Source organism: Pseudomonas sp. KCJK8993, assembly GCF_046230915.1.
In the GTDB taxonomy this organism is placed as follows: Bacteria; Pseudomonadota; Gammaproteobacteria; order Pseudomonadales; family Pseudomonadaceae; genus Aquipseudomonas; species Aquipseudomonas piscis.
In genome coordinates this window covers 82,942-101,558 of record NZ_JBJJLO010000007.1, presented here as the reverse complement: position 1 = coordinate 101,558, position 18,617 = coordinate 82,942, and the positions used below count along the sequence as shown (strand labels likewise).

Genomic DNA, 18,617 nt, shown 5'->3' with positions numbered 1-18,617 from the left:
TGGCTACGACCGCACCGGTTCCGCCACCTTCGCCGCCGACGGCTACGACCGCACCGGTTCCGCCACCTTCGCCGCCGATGGCTATGACCGCACCGGTTCCGCCAACATCGGCTGATCGTTCTTCTGGACAGTACAGCCCGGCACTTGCGCCGGGCTCGATCTTTTCAGGGCGCGAATCCTGCACGGCGAAGCTGGAATTCGCCGGATGCGCACTGCACTATGGCGCCCCCTAAAGCTCCCAGCAGGAACCGCGAGCCATGCCCGACGATATCCATTACTACGAACCCGCCCAGGGCCACGGCCTGCCCCACGACCCGTTCAACGCCATCGTCGGCCCGCGCCCCATTGGCTGGATTTCCTCCCAGGACGAGCAGGGTCGCCTGAATCTTGCGCCCTACAGCTTCTTCAATGCCTTCAACTACATTCCGCCGATCATCGGGTTCTCCAGCGTCGGGCGCAAAGACAGCCTGAACAACATCGAGAAGACCGGCGAGTTCGCCTGGAACCTGGCCACCCGGCCATTGGCCGAGCAGATGAACCAGAGCTGCGCCGCCGTGGCCCCCGAGGTCGACGAATTCACCCTGTCGGGCCTGACGCCGGTGGCTTCGAAAGTCATCGCCGTGCCACGGGTAGCCGAAAGCCCGGTGTCCTTCGAGTGCAAGGTCACGCAGATCATCCAGTTGCAGCGGGCGGACAAGGAGCTGGTGCCGAGCTGGCTGATCCTCGGCGAAGTGGTCGCCGTGCATATCGCCAAGTGGCTGCTCAAGGACGGCATCTATGACACCGCCGCGGCAGAACCCATTCTGCGCGGCGGCGGTCCGGCGGATTACTTCCAGCTGGGCCCCGAGGCCCTGTTCAAGATGTACCGCCCGGGAGCGGTCAAATAGTCTTCCAGCACAATTGACCGTCGGCGTCGACGTCGATCAGCTGTTCGAGTTGTTGCGCGGCAGCCTGGTCGGCGTCATGGGCGGTCTTGAACTTCTGCTCGTCCAGGACTTTATGAAAGCGCGGGGCTCCTGAAACATCCAGGGCCTTGATGGCGATGGCGGCGCTGTATCCCCCCTCCCCTGGAACCACAGCGGAAACTGCTTCGTAATGTGCGAACTCTTTGCGTGCCATGTTGCGGGTCCTGGCCAATGGAAAGTCGGCCATTCTAAACCTTCAACTGGCCAGCTTGTGCACCGGCACGCCGTGCAACTGGGGGTACTCGCCCGGCAGTTCCTGTGCCGAAACGGTATCGAAGGTGTGCAAGTCCAGGCTGTCGACCACCAGGTCCTGGACCAGCTCGCTGAAGACCTCCATGGCCGGCGAGCTGAAATAAGTGGTCATCGCCTGCTGGCTGCTCCAGAACCCGGACACCAGCCACAACTGGGCATCGCACTGCGAGCGTTGCAAGGCGAATTGCAGGCAGCCGGGCGCCTGGCGGGACGGTTCGATCAGGCTGCTCAGGCGAGCGCCCAGCTCTGTGGAGCGCCCCGCACGGGCGCGGACCAAAGCCATATGGCTGACGGGAATATGCGTGGACATGTGCGACCCTCCCAGGTGTCGTCGAGGCAGCCGGGGGACAGGCTGCGACAGGATCCAACGATACGGGCCGCGGGTGAACCCGGGTTAGTCGATTCCTGCCGCTGATTTGCCCAATCCTGCGATATCGCCCACCACCAGCTTGCTCGTCCCGCGCCATGGGACAAAATGACTACAGCGGTGTTTCAAGCAAGTGAAACTCCAGTCGATGGGACAACCTCGTACATCGCGCGCGCAAGTAGCAGGATCAGGCAAGTTTTACGCAGGATCGGCCTAGCCTCCCCGCTTGCACAAACTTAAGCTGTGCCGATCGCAAAACCCCGGAGGCCGCCCCATGTCATCCCTGGAAAACCTGCCGGCTCCCCTCGCCCCGGAAATGGAACGCCAGCGTGCGGAGCTGGCGGCGATCATCGATCGCCATACCGTCGTCGACGGCAGCCACGCCACGGCCATCGATTCGCTGTTCGTCTCGCGCCACAGCCATACCCACCAGTTCGCACCGGTGCTGGCGCAGCCGGCCCTGTGCATCATGGCCCAGGGCCGCAAGGAGGTGCAGCTGGCCGACGAGACCTACAACTACGACCCGCTGAACTACCTGGTGGTCTCGGTTGCCGTGCCTTTGAGCGGCAAGGTGGCGCTGGTTTCCCCCGAGCAGCCGATCCTGGCCCTGCGCCTGGACATCGACCCCGGCGAGATCAACGCTCTGATCGCCGACGCCGGTCCCCTGGGCGTGCCCGCCCGGCCCACCGGACGCGGCCTGTACGTGGAGCGCCTGGATTCGCCGATGCTCGATGCGGTGTTGCGCCTGACCCGCCTGCTGGACACGCCCAAGGACATCGCCATGCTGGCGCCCCTGGTTCGCCGGGAAATCCTCTACCGCCTGTTGCGCAGCCCCCAGGGCCATCGCCTGTACGAGATCGCCACCGCTAACAGCCAGAGCCACCGGGTCAACCAGGCGATCGAATGGCTCAACGGTCATTTCGAACAGTCGCTGCGTATCGACGAGCTGGCGCGGGAAGTCAACCTGAGCGTGTCGACCCTGCATCATCGCTTCAAGGCGATGACCGCCATGAGCCCGCTGCAATACCAGAAGCAACTGCGCCTGCAGGAAGCCCGCCGGCTGATGCTGGCCGAAGGCCTGGAAGCCTCGGTGGCGGGTTATCGGGTGGGGTATGAAAGCCCTTCGCAGTTCAGCCGCGAGTACAGTCGCCTGTTCGGCGCGCCCCCCTTGCGGGACATGGCGCGCCTGCGGGCAGGCGGCTTGGGGCCGGGTTAGTGGGCCCGCACCACGTGCTTGATCTCCTGGAACGCCTGTAGCCCCCAGGGCCCCAGCTCGCGGCCGATGCTGCTCTGCTTGTAGCCGCCCCAGGCCGTCTGGGGAAAGATCACCTGCGGTGCGTTGATCCACACCAGTCCGGCCTGCAGGGCATTGGCCACCGCCTCGGCATTGGCGGTATCGCCACCCACTACACTGGCGACCAGGCCGAACTCGCTGTCGTTGGCCAGCTCGATGGCTTCTTGCTGGCTGTCGAAGCTGCGCACGCACAGCACCGGACCGAAGATCTCCTCCCGCCACAACCCGCTGTCAAGCGGCACCTCGGTGAACACCGTGGGCTGGATGAAGTAGCCCTGTGCCAGGTGCGCCGGGCGACTACCGCCACACACCAGCCTGGCCCCGGACTGCAAGCCACGGTCGATATGCCCCAGCACCCGCTGGTATTGCGCCTGGTTGACCAGCGCGCCCATCTGCGCCCCGGACTCGAACGGCTCGGCCACCCGGATGCCTTCGGCCCGGGCCTTGAGCCGGTAGAGGAATTCATCGGCCAGTTCAGCCGCCACCAGCACCCGGCTGGTGGCCGAGCACATTTGCCCGGCGTTGAAGAAACCACCGCCGCAGGCCAGCTCCACCGCCAGGTCCAGGTCGGCATCGGCCAGGACCAGCAACGATGACTTGCCGCCCAGTTCCAGGCTCACGCCCTTGACGGTTTCCGCCGCCCGCTGCATGACCTGGACACCCACCGCATTGCTGCCGGTGAAGGAGATCTTCGCCACTCGCGGGTCCGCCGCCAAAGGCGCCCCCACTGCCAGGCCGGTGCCGCAGACCAGGTTGAATACCCCCTGGGGCAAGCCGCTCTGGGCGACGATCGCCGCCAGCTCCAGCTCCGGCAACGGCGTGACCTCCGAGGGCTTGAGCACCACGCTGCAACCTGCCGCCAGGGCCGGCGCAAGCTTCCAGGCGGTGGTGACCATGGGGAAGTTCCACGGCACGATGAGCCCGACGATGCCGCATGGCTCGCGGCGCAGGCGGGCGCTGAAATCCGCGCTGGGCAGCGCCACCTCGGCATCCTGGCGAGCGTCCAGGCCCTCGGCCAGTTCGGCGTAGTAGTCGAACGTGGCGATCACGTCGTCGACGTCCATGGCCGCCTCGGCCTGTGGCTTGCCGTTGTTGCTCGATTGCAGTTGCACCAGGCGCTCGCGACGCGCAGCCACGCCAGTGGCGATCCTGCGCAGCACCACCGCCCGCTCGGCACCAGTGCTTCGGGCCCAGCGAGCCAGCCCGCCAGTGGCAGCACGCAGCGCGCGGTCCACGGCCTCTGGCCCACCGCCGGCCACCCGGGCCAGGGGGGCCTCGGTGGCTGGGTTGATCACTTGCAGCGGCTCATTGCCAGCCGACCATTGGCCGTCGATATACAGGCCGTCCAGCATGGGTTGCGCAGTCATGCCTGTACTCCCTGGGTCCAGCGATTCTGGTCGATTTCAATCAGGCTCGGGCCCTGGCGATCGACCGCCAGGCGCAAGGCCGCCCGCAGTTGCGCAACACTGTCGACGCGCTCGGCAGCGCAGCCCAGGCCCTTGGCCACGGTGATGAAGTCCGGGGTGTAGATGTCGACGCCCACCGGTTCGATGGCGCGATTGACCATGTACTTCTTGATCTCTTCGTACCCCTGGTTATTCCACAACACGACGATGACCGGGGTTTGTGCCTCCACGGCGCAGGCCAGTTCCGCCAGGGTGAACTGCAAGCCGCCGTCACCGATCAGACAGGCCACCGGCCGCCGCTGGGCCGGGCTCGAGCCACCGCCAAGCCAGGCGCCGATGGCCGCCGGCAAGGCATAACCCAGGGTGCCGTAGCCGGTGGAAGCATTGAACCAGCGTCGTGGCTGGTCAGGATTGAAGGTCAGGTTGCCGCTGTATACCGGCTGGGTGGAGTCGCCGACCAGGACGATCTCCGGCAACACCTCGACCAGGGTTTGCAAAAGCCGGGTCTGGGCCCGGGTCGGGGCATCCCAGATGAGCTCCAGCTCCTGGCGCAAGGCATCGACACGCACAGCCCCCCAGTCACGGCTGCGCTCGGCCAGGGTTTGCCGCGACAGCTCCGCCAGCAAGGCCTGGGCGGCGATATCGGCATCGGCTACCAGCGCCACTTTCGGCGGGTAGTTGCGCACGGTCTGGTCGGCATCGATATCGATCCGCAACAGCGTGCCGGGAATCTCGAAGCCGCCGGCGAAAGTCACGTCGTAATCGGTTTCCGCCAGTTCGGTGCCGATGGCCAGCACCACATCGGCCTGGGCCACCAGGGCCCGGGTGGCCACCAGCGACTGGGTCGAACCGATCAGCAGCGGGTGCGCCGCAGGCAGCATGCCCTTGGCGTTGATGGTCAAGGCCACCGGGGCCTGCAGCAACTCCGCGAGCTGGGTCAGGGGCGCGGCGGCATCGATGGCGCCGCCGCCAGCCAGGATCAGCGGACGCTTGGCCGTCGCCAGCAACTGGCCCATCTGCGCCACGGCCGCCGGGGCGGCGCCGGCCCGGGCGATCTGTACCGGCTCGCTGGCCAGCAGGTGGTCGGCATCCTGGACCAGTACATCCAGGGGAATCTCGATATGCACCGGGCGCGGACGACCGGCCTGGAACAGGGCGAAGGCCCGGGCCAGTACCACCGGCAACTCATCAGCACACATCAGCGTATGGGAGAACGCTGCCACGCCACCGACCAGGGCGCTCTGGTTCGGCAACTCGTGGAGCTTGCCGCGTCCGCCGCCCAGCTGGCTGCGGGTCTGCACGCTGGAGATCACCAGCATCGGGATCGAATCGGCATAGGCCTGGCCCATGGCGGTGGTGATGTTGGTCATGCCAGGGCCGGTGATGATGAAGCACACCCCGGGCTTGCCGCTGGTGCGGGCGTAGCCGTCGGCCATGAAGCCGGCACCTTGCTCATGGCGCGGGGTGACGTGGCGGATGGAGGAACGGGCCAGGCCCCGATACAACTCGACGGTATGCACTCCAGGGATGCCGAACACCTGCTCGACCCCATACCCCTCGAGTAACTTGACCAGTACTTCGCCACATGTCGCCATCTCATCGCCCTTTCTTGTTGGTTGATACCGAGCGGTCGGGAAACACCCGTGGACGCCGGCAGGGGGCTATTGGAACGGCGCAGCGGTAGCCGGAACAATGGATAAAAAGTCATACTAGCCATGTCCTCACGTCATGCCTGGCCCTCCATGAAACGCCTGCCTCCCCTGCCCGCGCTGCACACCTTCCTGGTCACCGCCCAGTGCTGCAACTTCACCCGCGCCGCCGAGCAACTGCATATCACCCAGGGCGCGGTGAGCCGGCAGATCGCCGGACTGGAAAGCCACCTGGGCTATCCATTGTTCCAGCGCCAGGCCCGTGGCTTGAGCCTGACGGCCGAAGGCCTGGAGTGGCTGCCACGGGTGCAGCAGGTATTCGAGTTGATCAATGGCGCGGTGGACGAGATCGGCAGCCGCAGCCGCAACCTGCGCCTCAAGGCCCCGACCTGCGCCATGCGCTGGCTGCTGCCACGGCTGTTGCAATGGCAGAAGGAACGGCCGGAAGTGCCGGTGCAACTGACCACCACCATCCAGCACGGCGTGGACTTCACCCGTGAGCCGTTCGATGCCGCGGTGATGTATGGCGCCCCGCCCTCCCCGAACCTCGGTTCGCGGCACTTGTTCAATGAACAACTGACCCCGGTGTGCTCGCGACCGCTGATGGAAGGCCCGACGCCACTCAGGACCCCGGCGGACCTGCAGCACCACCTGTTGCTGCATCCGTCCCATGACCAACGGGATTGGCAACGCTGGCTGAAGGCGGCGGGCACACCGTTCAACACCCTGGGCAAGGGCCAGCATTTCGAGACCCTGGACCTGGCGATGTCGGTGGCGTCCCAGGGGACCGGAGTGGCGATGGGCGATTGGGCGTTGATTGGCGATGACCTGAGCGCCGGGCGGCTGGTCATGCCGTTCGAATTGAAGATACCGACGGGCCAGGCCTATTACCTGGTCTACCCGGAACGTCCGGGGCCTTCGGCGCAATTGCTGGAGTTGCTGGACTGGCTGGTGGAACAGGCGCACCGGCGCTAGGGCGCTGCGCCTGGACTGGGGCCCTGCGGGCCCGTCGCAGCCTCGCAGGCTCGACAGCGACTACAGCCACGGTACGAACCGCCTCGTGTAGCCACTGCCGCAGGCTGCGTAAGGGTGCGCAGCAGCTGCAAGTTCCTGATTAGGGCCCTGCAGCCTCGCAAGCTCTGGCGGCTACACCGGCAGGTGCAGCCGCCATAACCCGTTAGCCGGATCAGTAACCGACGGTGAAGCGCTGGCGCACATGGGCCGGTTTTTCCACTTCGTCGAGCATGGCGATGGCGTAGTCGGCGAAGCTGATCCAGCTACGCCCTTCGGCGCTGACCAGCAGGTCGTCCTGGCCCAGGCGGAACTTCCCGGTGCGTTCGCCTTCGACGAACTCCGCCGACGGCGAGAGGAAGCTCCAGTCCAGGTCCTGCTCCTTGCGCAGGGTTTCCAGGTACACCCCACCGGCACTGGCTTCGGCCTTGTATTCCTCGGGGAAACCGGGGCTGTCGATGACCTTGCCGCCCCCCGGCAGCAACAGCGAACCGGCACCGCCCACCACCAGCAGGCGCTTGACCCCGGCCTTCTTCACCGGATCGATGATGGCGCTGGCGGCGATGGGGGCGAAATGCGCGGCGCTGAGCACCACGTCATGGCCCGCCACGGCCGCTTGCAGCGCGGCGCTGTCGGCCACGTCCACGGCACGGCTGACGATCCCGGCCCGCTGGCCGATCTTCGTGGTGTCGCGGGCGATGGCGGTGACGCTGTGGCCACGACGCAGGGCTTCTTCCAGGAGTTGGCTACCGGCCCGGCCGGTGGCACCGATGATTGCGATCTTGCTCATGACGATTCTCCAGTTGGCAAAGAGAGTACAGCGCCCCCGCTCCCGGTCCGGGAGCGGGGGTCAGGAAGGTTTCACCACTTCATTTCGCCCTTGGCGACCTTGGCGCTCAGCTCCAGCGAGCTGTCCTCGCCCAGGTCCGGGTAACGCTTCTTCATGGCCGCGATCAGCGCCGCGGAGTCCTTGGCCTTGGCGGTTTCCTCATCGAAGGCCTTGATGTAGTCCGCCGTGAAATGCACCGGCTTCAGGGAGCGCGCGCTGTCGCCCAGGTAGTGACCGGGGATCACGGTCTTGGGCTTGAGGCCTTCGATGGTCTTGAGGGTCTTCAACCACTGCTGGTGGGACTCGGCAGTCTGGGTATCGGCCATCCACACATGGATGTTCTCCGAGACCACCACGCCGCCGACCACCGCCTTGATCGAGGGAATCCAGACAAAGCTGCGATCCGGTTGCTTGCCATCCAGGCCGATGACGTCGAGCTTCTGCCCTTCCAAAGTCAGGCTGTGGCCCTCGAGCACGCTCGGCACGATGGTCCTGGCCGGAACGTCAGCGCCCATTTGCGGGCCCCAGAAGGCCAGCTTGCCTTCGACGGTGGCCTTGATGTGTTCGACCGTCGGCTGCGAGGCCACGACCTTGGCGTCCGGGAAAGCGCTGGTCAGGGTGTCGAGGCCGAAGTAGTAATCCGGATCGCCATGGCTGATGTAGATCGTGGTCAGGTGCTTGCCGCTGGCGCGGATCTTGTCCACCAGTTGCCGGGCCTGGGACTTGCCGAACTGGGCGTCCACCAGGATCGCGTCCTTCTTGCCGCTGACCAGCACCGAGCTGACCGGGAAGATGGCGTTGCTGCCGGGGTTATAGACGTCCAGTTGCAGGGTGGGCTCGGCAGCTGCGGCATGGGCGGCGAAACCGAGGACGGCGGTGGCCAGCAGCAAGCGTTTGAGTGAAGGGAATCCGATCATGGGGGGCAGCTCCAGCAGCGGTTGGCGTATTGGGAATGGAGCAAGCTTAGTTGCCAGAGTCGTTACAAAAAATGCGATGCTTGGACATAGTTTGTTTCTGAAAGCGGGCAAATCATGGATCGTCTCCAAGCAATGCGAGTCTTCGTCACCGTGGTCGATCTGGGCAGCCAATCGGCGGCGGCCGATCACCTGGACCTGTCGCGACCGGTGGTCTCGCGCTACCTGGCGGAGCTGGAAGACTGGGTCGGCGCGCGGCTGATGCACCGCACCACGCGCAAGCTCAGCCTGACTGCCGCCGGCAGCGAGATCCTGCCCCGTTGCCGGCAGATGCTGGAGCTGTCCAGCGACATGCAGGCAGTGGTGAGCGAGCCCGACGATGTCCCGCGCGGGCTGTTGCGCATCAGCGTCAGCACCTCGTTCGGCCAGTCGCAACTGGCCGCGGCCATGGCCGACTACGTCAAGCGCCACCCCGGGGTGAGCATCGACCTGCAGATGCTCGATCGCACGGTGAACCTGGTAGACGAACGCATCGACCTGGCGATACGCACCAGCAACGACCTGGACCCGAACCTGATCGCCCGGCACCTGACGGTCTGCCGCTCGGTGATCTGCGCGGCCCCGGCCTACCTGCGCGAACACCCGGCGCCCCAGCGGGTGGAAGAACTGAGCCAGCACAACTGCCTGACCCACTCCTATTTCGGCAAGAGCCTGTGGCACTTCGAACAAGATGGCGAACCGGTGTCGGTGCCGGTCCAGGGCAATATCAGCGCCAACGAGGCCAGCACCCTGCTGCGCACCACGGTGGCCGGTGCCGGCATCGCCATGCTGCCCAGCTACCAGGCCGGGGAATACATCAAGCGCGGGGAACTGGTGCGCCTGCTGGCCCATGCCGAACCTCGCCGGATGAACATCTACGCGGTCTACGCCTCACGCAAGCACATGCCGGCGACCTTGCGCAGCATGCTGGATTTCCTGGTGCTGAGATTTCCCCAGAAGCCCGCCTGGGACCAGGGGCTCTAACGGCGGGATGAGGCGCTGGGGCGATCCATTTGCTGAATACCCTGTCAAACAGCCGAGGTGGGGTTCCTGGCAAGTCCGGACAGCTGGCCTATTCTGATAACAGTGCTTTGGAAAATACCGAGGCACCGGTTCAGAGGTCATCGCCATGAACGTCAAGACAAGAAGATACCTGGCCATTTTCATGACCTGCACCGTGACCCTGGCGCTGTACGGCACCGCTGCCTATCGCGTCGAACAGGCCCGCATGCAGACTCGCGCCTATGCCAGTTGCAACCTGGAACGCTGCATCCCCCACAACGCCACCCTGAACGCTCTCAGGTAAGCGACAGGGATCCGCGGTCGCCGGCCTGCTCGGCCTTGAGCTGATCGCGGAAGACCTTGGGCGAGATGCCTACCCGGCGCCGGAACAGCCGGGTGAAGTTGGTCGGGTCGGAAAACCCCAGCTCGGCGGAAATCTCGTAGATGGTCATCCCGGTGTAGGTCAAGAGGCGCTTGGCCTCCAGCAACTGGCGCTCGTGCATGATCTGCAATGCCGGCTGCCCGGCCAGTTCGCGGCAGGTGCCGTTGAGGTGCGACACCGAGATCCCCAGCTTGTGGGCCAGGTCCTCGACCTTCACATGCTCGCGATAATGTGCCTCCACCAGTTGCATGAAACCGTTGAAATAGTCCCGGGCCCGCTGTGGACGCTGGCTGGCCTTGCTGCGTCGCAACGCCTGGCGCCCGACCCAGACCACGATCATGCCCACCAGGGAATGCATGAGCATTTCCCGCGCTGGCTGCTGGCCCTGGTACTCGTCCTGCAATGCGCTGAACAGCCCGTCCAGGTACTGCGCATCGTCTCCCGCCGGATAGCCGGCGCAAGTACCGAGGATGTCCCCTGCCTGCCCCAACTGGGCTTGCAGGTGCCCTACCAGCGGCGCCGCCAGGGTCACCACATGACCTTCGATGTCCTCGGAGAAGTGGAAGCCATGGACCGACAGCGCCGGCACGACCTGGATCGCCGCCTCATCCAGCAAGGTTCGCTGGCCCTCGACCTGCAACTGGACCTGTCCGCGCCGCACGAACAGCAACTGGCACAGGTCGGCATGCCGATGGGGCTTTATTTCCCAATGCAATTCGCGACTGCGCTGGCTGATGGGCTCGCAGTGCAACAGGTCGGGGGTGGGCCACTCCAGGCTCTCGCCATAGAGCTTGAATACGGGAATGGATGCAAGGGCTGGCTTGTTCATCACTGCGATCCGGGCCTCGGAGGAACGGGCAGGCATGGTGCCCAGGGGATGGGTACATGCGGATTCCGTTGGGTTGTCTTGCTCAATTGACGGATTCGCCCAATCAAAATGCAAGCATAGGCAACATTCATAAACACTCATTCTGTGGCCTGCCAGGCAGGACGCGCAGAGGTGCCACTATACAGAATGCTTCCCATTTCGCCGCAAGCAGCTCCGGGCACGTTTGATGAAATTACTGTCAGGAACATGCTTGCAGAGCTATCCGGTAGGTAGCTATCAAGTACACTGGCGCACACATCATTTGCCGGCGTCGCCCGCCAAGCCCATTGCCCACAGGTTTTTTCGTGTCTCACCTCCACCAACCTGGCCCCTCCCCGGTGGCCATCCGCAGTGTGCTGGTCGCCCTGATGCTGGCGATCTTCCTCGGCGCGCTGGACCAGACCATCGTCGCCGTCTCGATGCCGGCCATCTCCGCCCAGTTCAAGGATGTCGGCCTCCTGGCCTGGGTGATTTCCGGCTACATGGTGGCCATGACCGTGGCCGTGCCGATCTACGGCAAGCTCGGCGACCTCTACGGTCGGCGCCGGCTGATGCTGTTCGGCATGGGCTTGTTCACCCTGGCCTCGCTATTCTGCGGCCTGGCCCAGAACATGGAGCAACTGGTGCTGGCGCGGATCTTCCAGGGCATTGGCGCCGGCGGCATGATCTCGGTGAGCCAGGCCATCATCGGCGACATAGTCCCGCCCCGGGAACGCGGCCGCTACCAGGGTTACTTCAGCAGCATGTACGCGGTGGCCAGCGTCGCCGGCCCCGTGCTGGGCGGCTACATGACCGAGTTCTTGTCCTGGCGCTGGGTGTTCCTGATCAACCTGCCCCTGGGCCTGGGCGCCTGGTGGGTGGCCTATCGCACCCTGGTGGGGCTACCAGTGCCCCAGCGCAAGCCGATCATCGACTACCTCGGCACCCTGCTCCTGATCATCGGCCTCAGCGCCCTGCTGCTGGGCATCACCCAGATCGGCCAGGGGCACTCCTGGCGCAGTGCCGAAGTGCTCGACCTGCTGGCCATCGCCATCATCGTCCTGGCGCTGTTCGCCTGGCATGAACGACGGGCCCGCGAGCCGCTGTTGCCCATGCACTTGTTCGCCAACCGCAGCGCCCTGTTGTGCTGGTGCGCGATCTTCTTCACCAGCTTCCAGGCCATCTCGCTGATCGTGTTGATGCCCCTGCGTTTCCAGAGCATCACCGGGGCCGGGGCCGATAGCGCCGCGCTGCACCTGTTGCCCCTGGCCATGGGCTTGCCCATGGGCGCCTACTGCGCCGGACGGCTGACCTCGGTGACCGGTCGCTACAAGCCGATGATCCTCACCGGGGCATCGTTGATGCCGGTCGCGATCCTCGGCATGGCCCTGGTCCCGCCCCAGGCGGAACTGGGCAGCGGCCTGTTCATGTTGCTGTGCGGGGTAGCCAGCGGCATGCAGTTCCCCACTTCGCTGGTGGGCACCCAGAACGCGGTGGAACAGCGTGATATCGGGGTCGCCACCAGCACCACCAACCTGTTCCGCTCCTTGGGCGGAGCGGTCGGGGTGGCGTTGATGTCGGCATTGCTACTGGCCTTGCTGCAAGACTCTGGCCTGGCGCACCTGGGCGGCGGGCTGCTGAACGAAGGCCACACCGGCAATGCCCTGCTCGAAGGCTTGAATGCCGCGCCCGGCCCGGATCGGGACGCCCTGCGCAGCGAGTTGCTGTTGACCTTCCGCCACCTGCTGCTGGTTAGCGCCGGGGTCTCGCTGCTGGGCCTGGCGGCGGCGATCGCCATGCCCAACCGCCTGTTGCGCGGACGCGAGGACAAGGCCCGCTAAGCGGGCCGGGACGCACTGGCCTCACGGACTGTAGTAGCCCACCGCAACCAGCAGCCGGCCCACCTTGCGCAGGTAGGCGTGCTTGTCTTCGACCCGGCCGGTCACCGGGTTCTTCCAGCGGTACTGGTACTCGCCCTGGTCCTGGCGGGCCATGAGCGCCAGCATCGGCTCGCCCACCGGCTTGCCCTCGGGGTCCTTGACCTTGGCGAAGTCCGTGCCGAGCAACCGCAGGTTGGTGCCATGGGCCAGGTAGCGCCGGGTATCCAGATCGACCACGAACACATACAGGTCATCCTCGATGAACCCGCCCTGCAGGTCGTTGATGGCCGCAAGCGTCGCCGCCCGGTCGCGGGCCAGGGCCTCGGCGCTGCGCTCCAGCAACGCCCGGGCCTGGTCGGCCGACGCCCTGGGCAGGTAGTAGCCCACCGCCAGGATCCGCTCGCCGACGCGCTGGAAGTACACATGCTTGCGTTCGATCTTGCCGTCGGCCCAGTTTTGCCAGCGGTACTCGGCCTGCTGGATGCCGCTGCCCTGGGGAGTGTGCAAGGCATCCTGGAACGCCTTGCGCAAATCCGCTCCCAGCACCGGTGAGACATCGCGGCCGATCAGCGCCGACGACGGACCACCGCTGGCCAGCATCACACCCTGGGTATCCACCACGAACACATAGCGATCCTGGTCGACGAATTCACCCTGGCGGCTGAAGGCGGCGAACGCCTTGTCACCCTGCTCCTGGTAATAGGCCAGGGCCTTTTCCAGCAGCGCCCGCGCGGGGGCGCCATCATCGGCGGGAGCCGCGTGCAGCGCAGCGACACATAGCAACCACCACCAGCCCAGCCAAGCATGCTTGCGCAACAGCTTCATCGCCCACTCCTCGTTCACATCGACGTTCGAAGAGCGTAGCCGGCGGCGGCAGATGGGTAGACATTCAGCGAACGAGGGGCGGGCCCGGCCGCACGAAGCGCGACGGGGCCCTATCGGTCAGGGACGGGTGTTGAGCTGCTGCTGCAGGTTCTGGATCTGGCTTTGCAGGGTGTTGATGTTGCGGGTGACCTGGCCCCGGAAAGAGTCGAACTCGGCGGTGCTGGCACCGTTTTGCGCAGTGGCGGGACGATTGTCCTGCTGGCTCTTGAGCACGATCAGGTCCTGCTCCAGGCGCTCGATGGCGGCGCTCGGATTGCCCTGTTTCTTCAACGCGGCCAACTCGGCGGCCAGGCTCTTGAGCTGGGCATCGACCTTGCCGCCATCGACCTGGGCCCCCTTGAGGCTCGCCAGGTCGCCGCCCAGGGCCTTGAGCTGGGCCTGCAACTGGGTATTGGCCGCCTGCAACTCGGCGCTCCGGGCGCCCATCTGCTCCAGGCGCTTGTCCAGGTCGGTAGCCTGGCCGACCACGCCCTGTTGCTGCCGGCCCTGGTCCTGCAAGCGGCTTTCCAATTGCTTGATCTGCAGCTTCAGGGCTTCGCTGTCGGTGGTGACGCTGGTCTGGCTGGCCACCACCTTGCCGGAGATGTCCTGTAGCCGGCCAGCGGCCTCCTCGCTGATCCTGGCGAAGCTTTCCTGGGTGGCCACCAGTTGCTGCTCCATCAGCGAGATCTGCTGGAAGCTCCACCAGGCAAGACCGGCGAAGGCAAAGAACAACGCCCCCACCAGCGCCCACAGTGGGCCGGTGCCGGCTCCCTTGGCCTTGACCACCGGCGCGCTGCGCGAGTGGACCGCTGTGCGCTCGCGGGCACCGCTGGTGGCCGGGAAGACCTCGTCGTCGAGAGGATCGGCGCGCAGGCTTGGAACGTCGTCGAAGTCATCGTGTGCATCGTTACGCATTGGGCAACCTTTCTGAACCGCGGAGGGGGCTGGATGCGGCGAGTATAAACCGCCGATGGGCCAGGCCAATGGACAGGAGCGGACGCAGCCGGTTCAGTCGCCGGTTTCAGCCCATGTCCTGGGCCTGCCACCAAGTGCAGAACTCGTCCAGGGCGGCCCACAGGCTGACCTTGGGCTCGTAGCCCAGGTAATGCCGGGCGCGGCTGATGTCCAGGGTGAAATCCTTGTTCATGACTTGCATGCCCAGGCGCGACAGGGTCGGTTCCGGACGCCCCGGCCAGATCCGGCAGAAGCCCTCATTGAGGGCCGCCACGCTGTAGGCCAGGCCATAGGAACGGTAGCGGGTCACCTGCGGCACCTGCATCTGGCGCATCACGTAGTTGACCACGTCCCACAGCGGTACCGGGGCACCGTTGCTGATGTTGTAGGCCTTGCCCAGGGCCGAACCACTGGCGTGCAAGCAACTGAACAGGGCTTCGTTGAGGTTGTGCACGCTGGTGAAGTCGACCTTGTTCAGGCCATTGCCGACGATGGCCAGGCGCCCCTTGCGCTGCATCCTCAGCAGCCGCGGGAAGATGCTCATGTCGCCGGCACCGGTGACGAAACGCGGGCGCAGGGCCAGCACTTCGAGGCCGAACTCCTGGGCGCCGAAGACCTTCTGCTCGGCCAGGTACTTGGTGGCCGCATAGGGATGCTTGAAGCGCCTGGGCACCTGTTCTTCGGTCAACCCCAGGTGGTCGCGGCCATCGAAGTAGATCGACGGCGAGGACAGGTGCACCAGGCGCCGGACCCGCTGCTTGAGGCAGGCTTCCACCACGTTCTCGGTGACCTGCACGTTGCCCTGGTGGAAATCCTGGTAGCGCCCCCACAGGCCCACGGCGCCGGCGCAGTGCACCACGGTGTCGACGTCGCGGCACAGCTCGCGCACCAGGTCGGCGTCCCCCAGGTCGCCCGGGATGAATTCGGCGCCACGGCGCACCAGGTGCTCCGCGGCTTCGGCGCGGCGCCCGTTGACGCGCACCTGCAGGCCCTGCTCAAGGGCGAAACGGGCGAAGCGCCCGCCGATGAAGCCGCTTGCGCCGGTGACCAGAATCTTCATGAAATATTCCTAAGAAAGCAGTGACGAACGACGAGCTGCCAGTTGAAAAATCAGTGCACAAGCTGCCTGCTTGCAACTTGTCGCTTGACGCTTATGGCTGCTCCCAGGGCACCAGCCACTGTGCGGATGAGCGAGCCAGGTGCTCGGTGAGCAAGCCCAGCCGTTGCCCACCATTGCGCCAATGATGCCAGTACAGCGGCACATCGATGGGTTTATCCGGCAGCAGCTCCAGCAGCACCCCACGTTGCAACTGCTCGCGGACCTGCAACTCAGGCACCAGCCCCCAGCCCAGCCCGGCTTCAGCCAGGCGGATGAAGCCTTCGGAAGACGGGCATAGATGATGCTCGAAGCCGCCGTCCACGCCCAGGGACGCCAGGTAGCGATGCTGCAGGAAATCATCGGGCCCGAACACCAGCGCCGGAGTCCGGGCCAGTTGTCCGGCGCACACCCCCTGGGGAAAGTGCCGGGCGATGAAGGCCGGGCTGGCCAGGGCCCGGTAGCGCATGGCCCCCAGCAACAGGCTGCGGGCGCCGGCCACCGGTCGCTCGCTGGCGCAGACGCACGCGGCCACCTCGCCGGCGCGCATGCGCTTGAGGCCCACGGTCTGGTCTTCCACCACCAGGTCCAGGAGCAAGTGGTGCTCGGCGCAGAAATCCCCCACGGCTTCGGCCCACCAGGTCGCCAGGCTATCGGCATTGAGGGCGATGCGCAGGCGCTCCGGCCCCCCCTCCTCGTCCAGGGCCGGCACCAGGCTCTGCAGGTCGCGCTCCAGCAACCGCACCTGCTGCACATGGTTGAGCAGGCGCCGGCCGATATCGGTGGGGGCCGGCGGCGTGACCCGGACCAGCACCGGCTGGCCGACCCGCGCCTCCAGCAGCTTGATCCGCTGGGAAATGGCCGACTGCGACAACCCCAGCACCTGGGCCGCACGTTCGAAGCCGGCCTGTTCGACCACTGCGGCGAGGGCCGAAAGCAATTTGTAGTCGAACATCAGTTTTCCTAATGAGAGATCAGCACTATTGGTTTTTCTTATACAGCCTGGAACTGGAAAATAGCCAGCACAAAGCCTCTGTATCGCCTCTTAGTCCAAGGATCTTCTTCATGGCCGGTGAAACCTCCCTCGCGACCCTGCTGCGCAGCATGAGCCCACGGCTCAACGACGGCGAGTATGTGTTCTGCTCCATCACGGACCCCGGCCTGCTGCGGGACTGCGAAGTGCTGGGCAGCTTTCGCGAACAGGAAGGCCTGACGGTGATCCTGCGCCGCGACCAGGCCGAGCGCCTCGGCCTGGGGTTCGACTACGTCGCCGCCTGGATCACCCTCCAGGTGCATTCGGCGCTCCAGGCCGTGGGCCTGACGGCCGCCTTCGCCGGCGCCCTGGGCCGCGCCGGGATCAGCTGCAACGTGATCGCCGGTTACTACCACGACCACCTGTTCGTCGGCCTGGCCGATGCCGAAAAAGCCGTCCAGGTGCTGCAACGCCTGGCCGCCGGCGAGGAGCTGTAATCATGTGGCAAAGCTACGTAAACGGCCTGCTGGTGGCCGCCGGACTGATCATGGCGATCGGCACCCAGAATGCTTTCGTCCTGGCCCAGAGCCTGCGCCGCGAACACCATTTGCCGGTGGCCGCGCTGTGCGTGACCTGCGATGCCTTGCTGGTGGCCGCAGGCGTGTTCGGCCTGGCCACCGTGCTCGCCCAGAACCCGACACTGCTGGCGGTGGCACGCTGGGGCGGCGCGGCCTTCCTGATCTGGTACGGCGCCCAGGCCCTGCGCCGGGCGTGTTCGAAGCAGAGCCTGGAGCAAGGCGATGGCCAGACCGTGCGCTCGCTGCGGGCGGTGATGCTCAGCGCACTGGCGGTGACCCTGCTCAACCCCCACGTTTACCTGGACACGGTGCTGCTGATCGGCTCGCTGGGCGCCCAGCAGACCGAGCCCGGCGCGTACGTGGTGGGCGCGGCCAGCGCCTCGCTGTTGTGGTTCTTCACCCTGGCCCTGGGGGCGGCGTGGCTCGCGCCCTGGCTGGCCCGGCCGGGTACCTGGAGGATCCTCGACCTGCTGGTGGCGGCGATGATGTTCAGTGTCGCGTTCCAGTTGATCAGCGCCGCCTGACTTATTCCAAAAGGCTCTGGAACCTCTATCCCACACAGTTGTTGCGTGGTTAAGCCTCCCCCCCGATGCTATGATCCGAACCTTGCGCCGCAAAGAGTACAAACTCCCCGGCGCTTGTCCGGCCGCCCGTGATCGGCCTTGCGCTCACCGCAACTGACCTGATTAGGAGAATCACCATGGCTTTCGAATTGCCGCCGCTGCCCTACGCACACGACGCCCTGCAGCCGCACATTTCCAAGGAAACCCTCGAGTACCACCACGACAAGCACCACAACACCTATGTCGTGAACCTGAACAACCTGGTGCCAGGCACCGAGTTCGAAGGCAAGACCCTGGAAGAGATCGTCAAGACCTCCTCGGGCGGTATCTTCAACAACGCAGCCCAGGTCTGGAACCACACTTTCTACTGGAACTGCCTGGCGCCAAACGCCGGCGGCCAGCCAACCGGCGCCCTGGCTGATGCCATCAACGCAGCGTTCGGTTCGTTCGACAAGTTCAAAGAAGAATTCACCAAGACTTCGGTTGGCACCTTCGGTTCCGGCTGGGGCTGGCTGGTGAAGAAGGCCGACGGTTCCCTGGCCCTGGCCAGCACCATCGGCGCCGGCAACCCGCTGACCAGCGGCGACACCCCGCTGCTGACTTGCGACGTCTGGGAACACGCCTACTACATCGATTACCGCAACGTGCGTCCGAAGTATGTCGAGGCGTTCTGGAACCTGGTGAACTGGAAGTTCGTGGCCGAGCAGTTCGAAGGCAAGAACTTCGTAGCCTGAACCTGCCCGCAGTGA

At 65.5% G+C, this 18,617-nt stretch carries 20 protein-coding genes and 1 pseudogene; 10 read left to right on the top strand and 11 right to left on the bottom strand.

What is annotated here, in order from left to right:
* Together ACK6AU_RS04420 and ACK6AU_RS04415 are read left to right on the top strand one after the other, a co-directional pair.
* Positions 1-115: pseudogene (locus ACK6AU_RS04420) on the top strand (heme utilization protein); the annotation flags it as partial.
* A gap of 142 nt (positions 116-257) precedes the next feature.
* Positions 258-887 (top strand): flavin reductase family protein, encoded by a 630-nt coding sequence (locus tag ACK6AU_RS04415; RefSeq protein ID WP_185698445.1) that lies wholly within the window; start codon positions 258-260, stop codon positions 885-887.
* Here ACK6AU_RS04415 and ACK6AU_RS04410 read toward each other — a convergent pair.
* Both ACK6AU_RS04410 and ACK6AU_RS04405 read right to left on the bottom strand, forming a co-directional pair.
* Complete coding sequence (locus ACK6AU_RS04410; protein ID WP_022640558.1) at positions 880-1,152, bottom strand: hypothetical protein; 273 nt, start codon at positions 1,150-1,152, stop codon at positions 880-882. The two genes, ACK6AU_RS04415 and ACK6AU_RS04410, sit on opposite strands and share 8 nt — an antisense overlap.
* A gap of 9 nt (positions 1,153-1,161) precedes the next feature.
* Entirely contained in the window at positions 1,162-1,527 is a 366-nt protein-coding gene (locus tag ACK6AU_RS04405) for a putative quinol monooxygenase (RefSeq protein ID WP_409297930.1), read from the bottom strand.
* Positions 1,528-1,858: 331 nt separating this feature from the next.
* On the opposite strand from ACK6AU_RS04405, the gene ACK6AU_RS04400 reads away from it, so the two are divergent.
* Positions 1,859-2,800: an AraC family transcriptional regulator gene (locus ACK6AU_RS04400; RefSeq protein WP_185698447.1), complete on the top strand. Its 942-nt coding sequence runs from the start codon at positions 1,859-1,861 to the stop codon at positions 2,798-2,800.
* On the opposite strand, the gene ACK6AU_RS04395 is transcribed toward ACK6AU_RS04400, so the two are convergent.
* Together ACK6AU_RS04395 and ACK6AU_RS04390 are read right to left on the bottom strand one after the other, a co-directional pair.
* Positions 2,797-4,245 (bottom strand): aldehyde dehydrogenase family protein, encoded by a 1,449-nt coding sequence (locus ACK6AU_RS04395; RefSeq protein WP_185698448.1) that lies wholly within the window; start codon positions 4,243-4,245, stop codon positions 2,797-2,799. The two genes, ACK6AU_RS04400 and ACK6AU_RS04395, sit on opposite strands and share 4 nt — an antisense overlap.
* Positions 4,242-5,879 carry a 5-guanidino-2-oxopentanoate decarboxylase gene (locus tag ACK6AU_RS04390; protein ID WP_409297928.1) on the bottom strand — a complete coding sequence of 546 codons (1,638 nt, stop codon included), beginning with the start codon at positions 5,877-5,879 and terminating at the stop codon, positions 4,242-4,244. Before ACK6AU_RS04390 ends, ACK6AU_RS04395 begins: the two co-directional genes overlap by 4 nt.
* Positions 5,880-6,026: 147 nt before the next feature.
* Between ACK6AU_RS04390 and ACK6AU_RS04385 the strand changes: the two genes are divergently transcribed.
* Positions 6,027-6,908 (top strand): LysR substrate-binding domain-containing protein, encoded by an 882-nt coding sequence (locus ACK6AU_RS04385; RefSeq protein ID WP_409297926.1) that lies wholly within the window; start codon positions 6,027-6,029, stop codon positions 6,906-6,908.
* A 211-nt stretch (positions 6,909-7,119) separates the two neighbouring features.
* Here the strand turns inward: ACK6AU_RS04385 and ACK6AU_RS04380 are convergent, their stop codons facing one another.
* Together ACK6AU_RS04380 and ACK6AU_RS04375 are read right to left on the bottom strand one after the other, a co-directional pair.
* Positions 7,120-7,734 carry an NAD(P)-dependent oxidoreductase gene (locus ACK6AU_RS04380; protein WP_185698451.1) on the bottom strand — a complete coding sequence of 205 codons (615 nt, stop codon included), beginning with the start codon at positions 7,732-7,734 and terminating at the stop codon, positions 7,120-7,122.
* A 71-nt stretch (positions 7,735-7,805) separates the two neighbouring features.
* Positions 7,806-8,690, bottom strand: a complete 885-nt coding sequence (locus tag ACK6AU_RS04375) for an MBL fold metallo-hydrolase (RefSeq protein WP_409297924.1) — start codon at positions 8,688-8,690, stop codon at positions 7,806-7,808.
* Positions 8,691-8,804: 114 nt separating this feature from the next.
* Here ACK6AU_RS04375 and ACK6AU_RS04370 point away from each other — a divergent pair, with 114 nt between their 5' ends.
* Both ACK6AU_RS04370 and ACK6AU_RS04365 read left to right on the top strand, forming a co-directional pair.
* Positions 8,805-9,710 carry a LysR family transcriptional regulator gene (locus ACK6AU_RS04370; protein ID WP_185698453.1) on the top strand — a complete coding sequence of 302 codons (906 nt, stop codon included), beginning with the start codon at positions 8,805-8,807 and terminating at the stop codon, positions 9,708-9,710.
* 145 nt (positions 9,711-9,855) lie between these two features.
* On the top strand, positions 9,856-10,032 hold the full coding sequence (locus ACK6AU_RS04365) for a hypothetical protein (protein ID WP_164485040.1): 177 nt from the start codon (positions 9,856-9,858) through the stop codon (positions 10,030-10,032).
* Here the strand turns inward: ACK6AU_RS04365 and ACK6AU_RS04360 are convergent.
* Complete coding sequence (locus ACK6AU_RS04360; protein ID WP_185698454.1) at positions 10,025-10,939, bottom strand: helix-turn-helix domain-containing protein; 915 nt, start codon at positions 10,937-10,939, stop codon at positions 10,025-10,027. The two genes, ACK6AU_RS04365 and ACK6AU_RS04360, sit on opposite strands and share 8 nt — an antisense overlap.
* A gap of 344 nt (positions 10,940-11,283) precedes the next feature.
* On the opposite strand from ACK6AU_RS04360, the gene ACK6AU_RS04355 reads away from it, so the two are divergent.
* Complete coding sequence (locus ACK6AU_RS04355; protein WP_409297920.1) at positions 11,284-12,798, top strand: MDR family MFS transporter; 1,515 nt, start codon at positions 11,284-11,286, stop codon at positions 12,796-12,798.
* 21 nt (positions 12,799-12,819) lie between these two features.
* On the opposite strand, the gene ACK6AU_RS04350 is transcribed toward ACK6AU_RS04355, so the two are convergent.
* From ACK6AU_RS04350 to ACK6AU_RS04335, 4 genes are all read right to left on the bottom strand, one after another.
* Positions 12,820-13,662: a cache domain-containing protein gene (locus ACK6AU_RS04350; protein ID WP_409297918.1), complete on the bottom strand. Its 843-nt coding sequence runs from the start codon at positions 13,660-13,662 to the stop codon at positions 12,820-12,822.
* A gap of 117 nt (positions 13,663-13,779) precedes the next feature.
* On the bottom strand, positions 13,780-14,619 hold the full coding sequence (locus ACK6AU_RS04345; protein ID WP_409297916.1) for an ATPase: 840 nt from the start codon (positions 14,617-14,619) through the stop codon (positions 13,780-13,782).
* A 106-nt stretch (positions 14,620-14,725) separates the two neighbouring features.
* Entirely contained in the window at positions 14,726-15,718 is a 993-nt protein-coding gene (locus ACK6AU_RS04340) for an NAD-dependent epimerase/dehydratase family protein (protein ID WP_409297914.1), read from the bottom strand.
* A 91-nt stretch (positions 15,719-15,809) separates the two neighbouring features.
* Entirely contained in the window at positions 15,810-16,709 is a 900-nt protein-coding gene (locus tag ACK6AU_RS04335) for a LysR family transcriptional regulator ArgP (RefSeq protein ID WP_409297912.1), read from the bottom strand.
* 110 nt (positions 16,710-16,819) lie between these two features.
* Between ACK6AU_RS04335 and ACK6AU_RS04330 the strand changes: the two genes are divergently transcribed.
* The 3 genes from ACK6AU_RS04330 (at position 16,820) to ACK6AU_RS04320 (ending at position 18,602) form a co-directional block, all read left to right on the top strand.
* Positions 16,820-17,224 carry an ACT domain-containing protein gene (locus ACK6AU_RS04330; protein WP_185698460.1) on the top strand — a complete coding sequence of 135 codons (405 nt, stop codon included), beginning with the start codon at positions 16,820-16,822 and terminating at the stop codon, positions 17,222-17,224.
* Between the two features lie 2 nt (positions 17,225-17,226).
* Positions 17,227-17,829, top strand: a complete 603-nt coding sequence (locus ACK6AU_RS04325; protein ID WP_185698461.1) for a LysE/ArgO family amino acid transporter — start codon at positions 17,227-17,229, stop codon at positions 17,827-17,829.
* Between the two features lie 176 nt (positions 17,830-18,005).
* Positions 18,006-18,602: a superoxide dismutase gene (locus ACK6AU_RS04320; protein WP_016966196.1), complete on the top strand. Its 597-nt coding sequence runs from the start codon at positions 18,006-18,008 to the stop codon at positions 18,600-18,602.
* Positions 18,603-18,617: the final 15 nt, after the last annotated feature.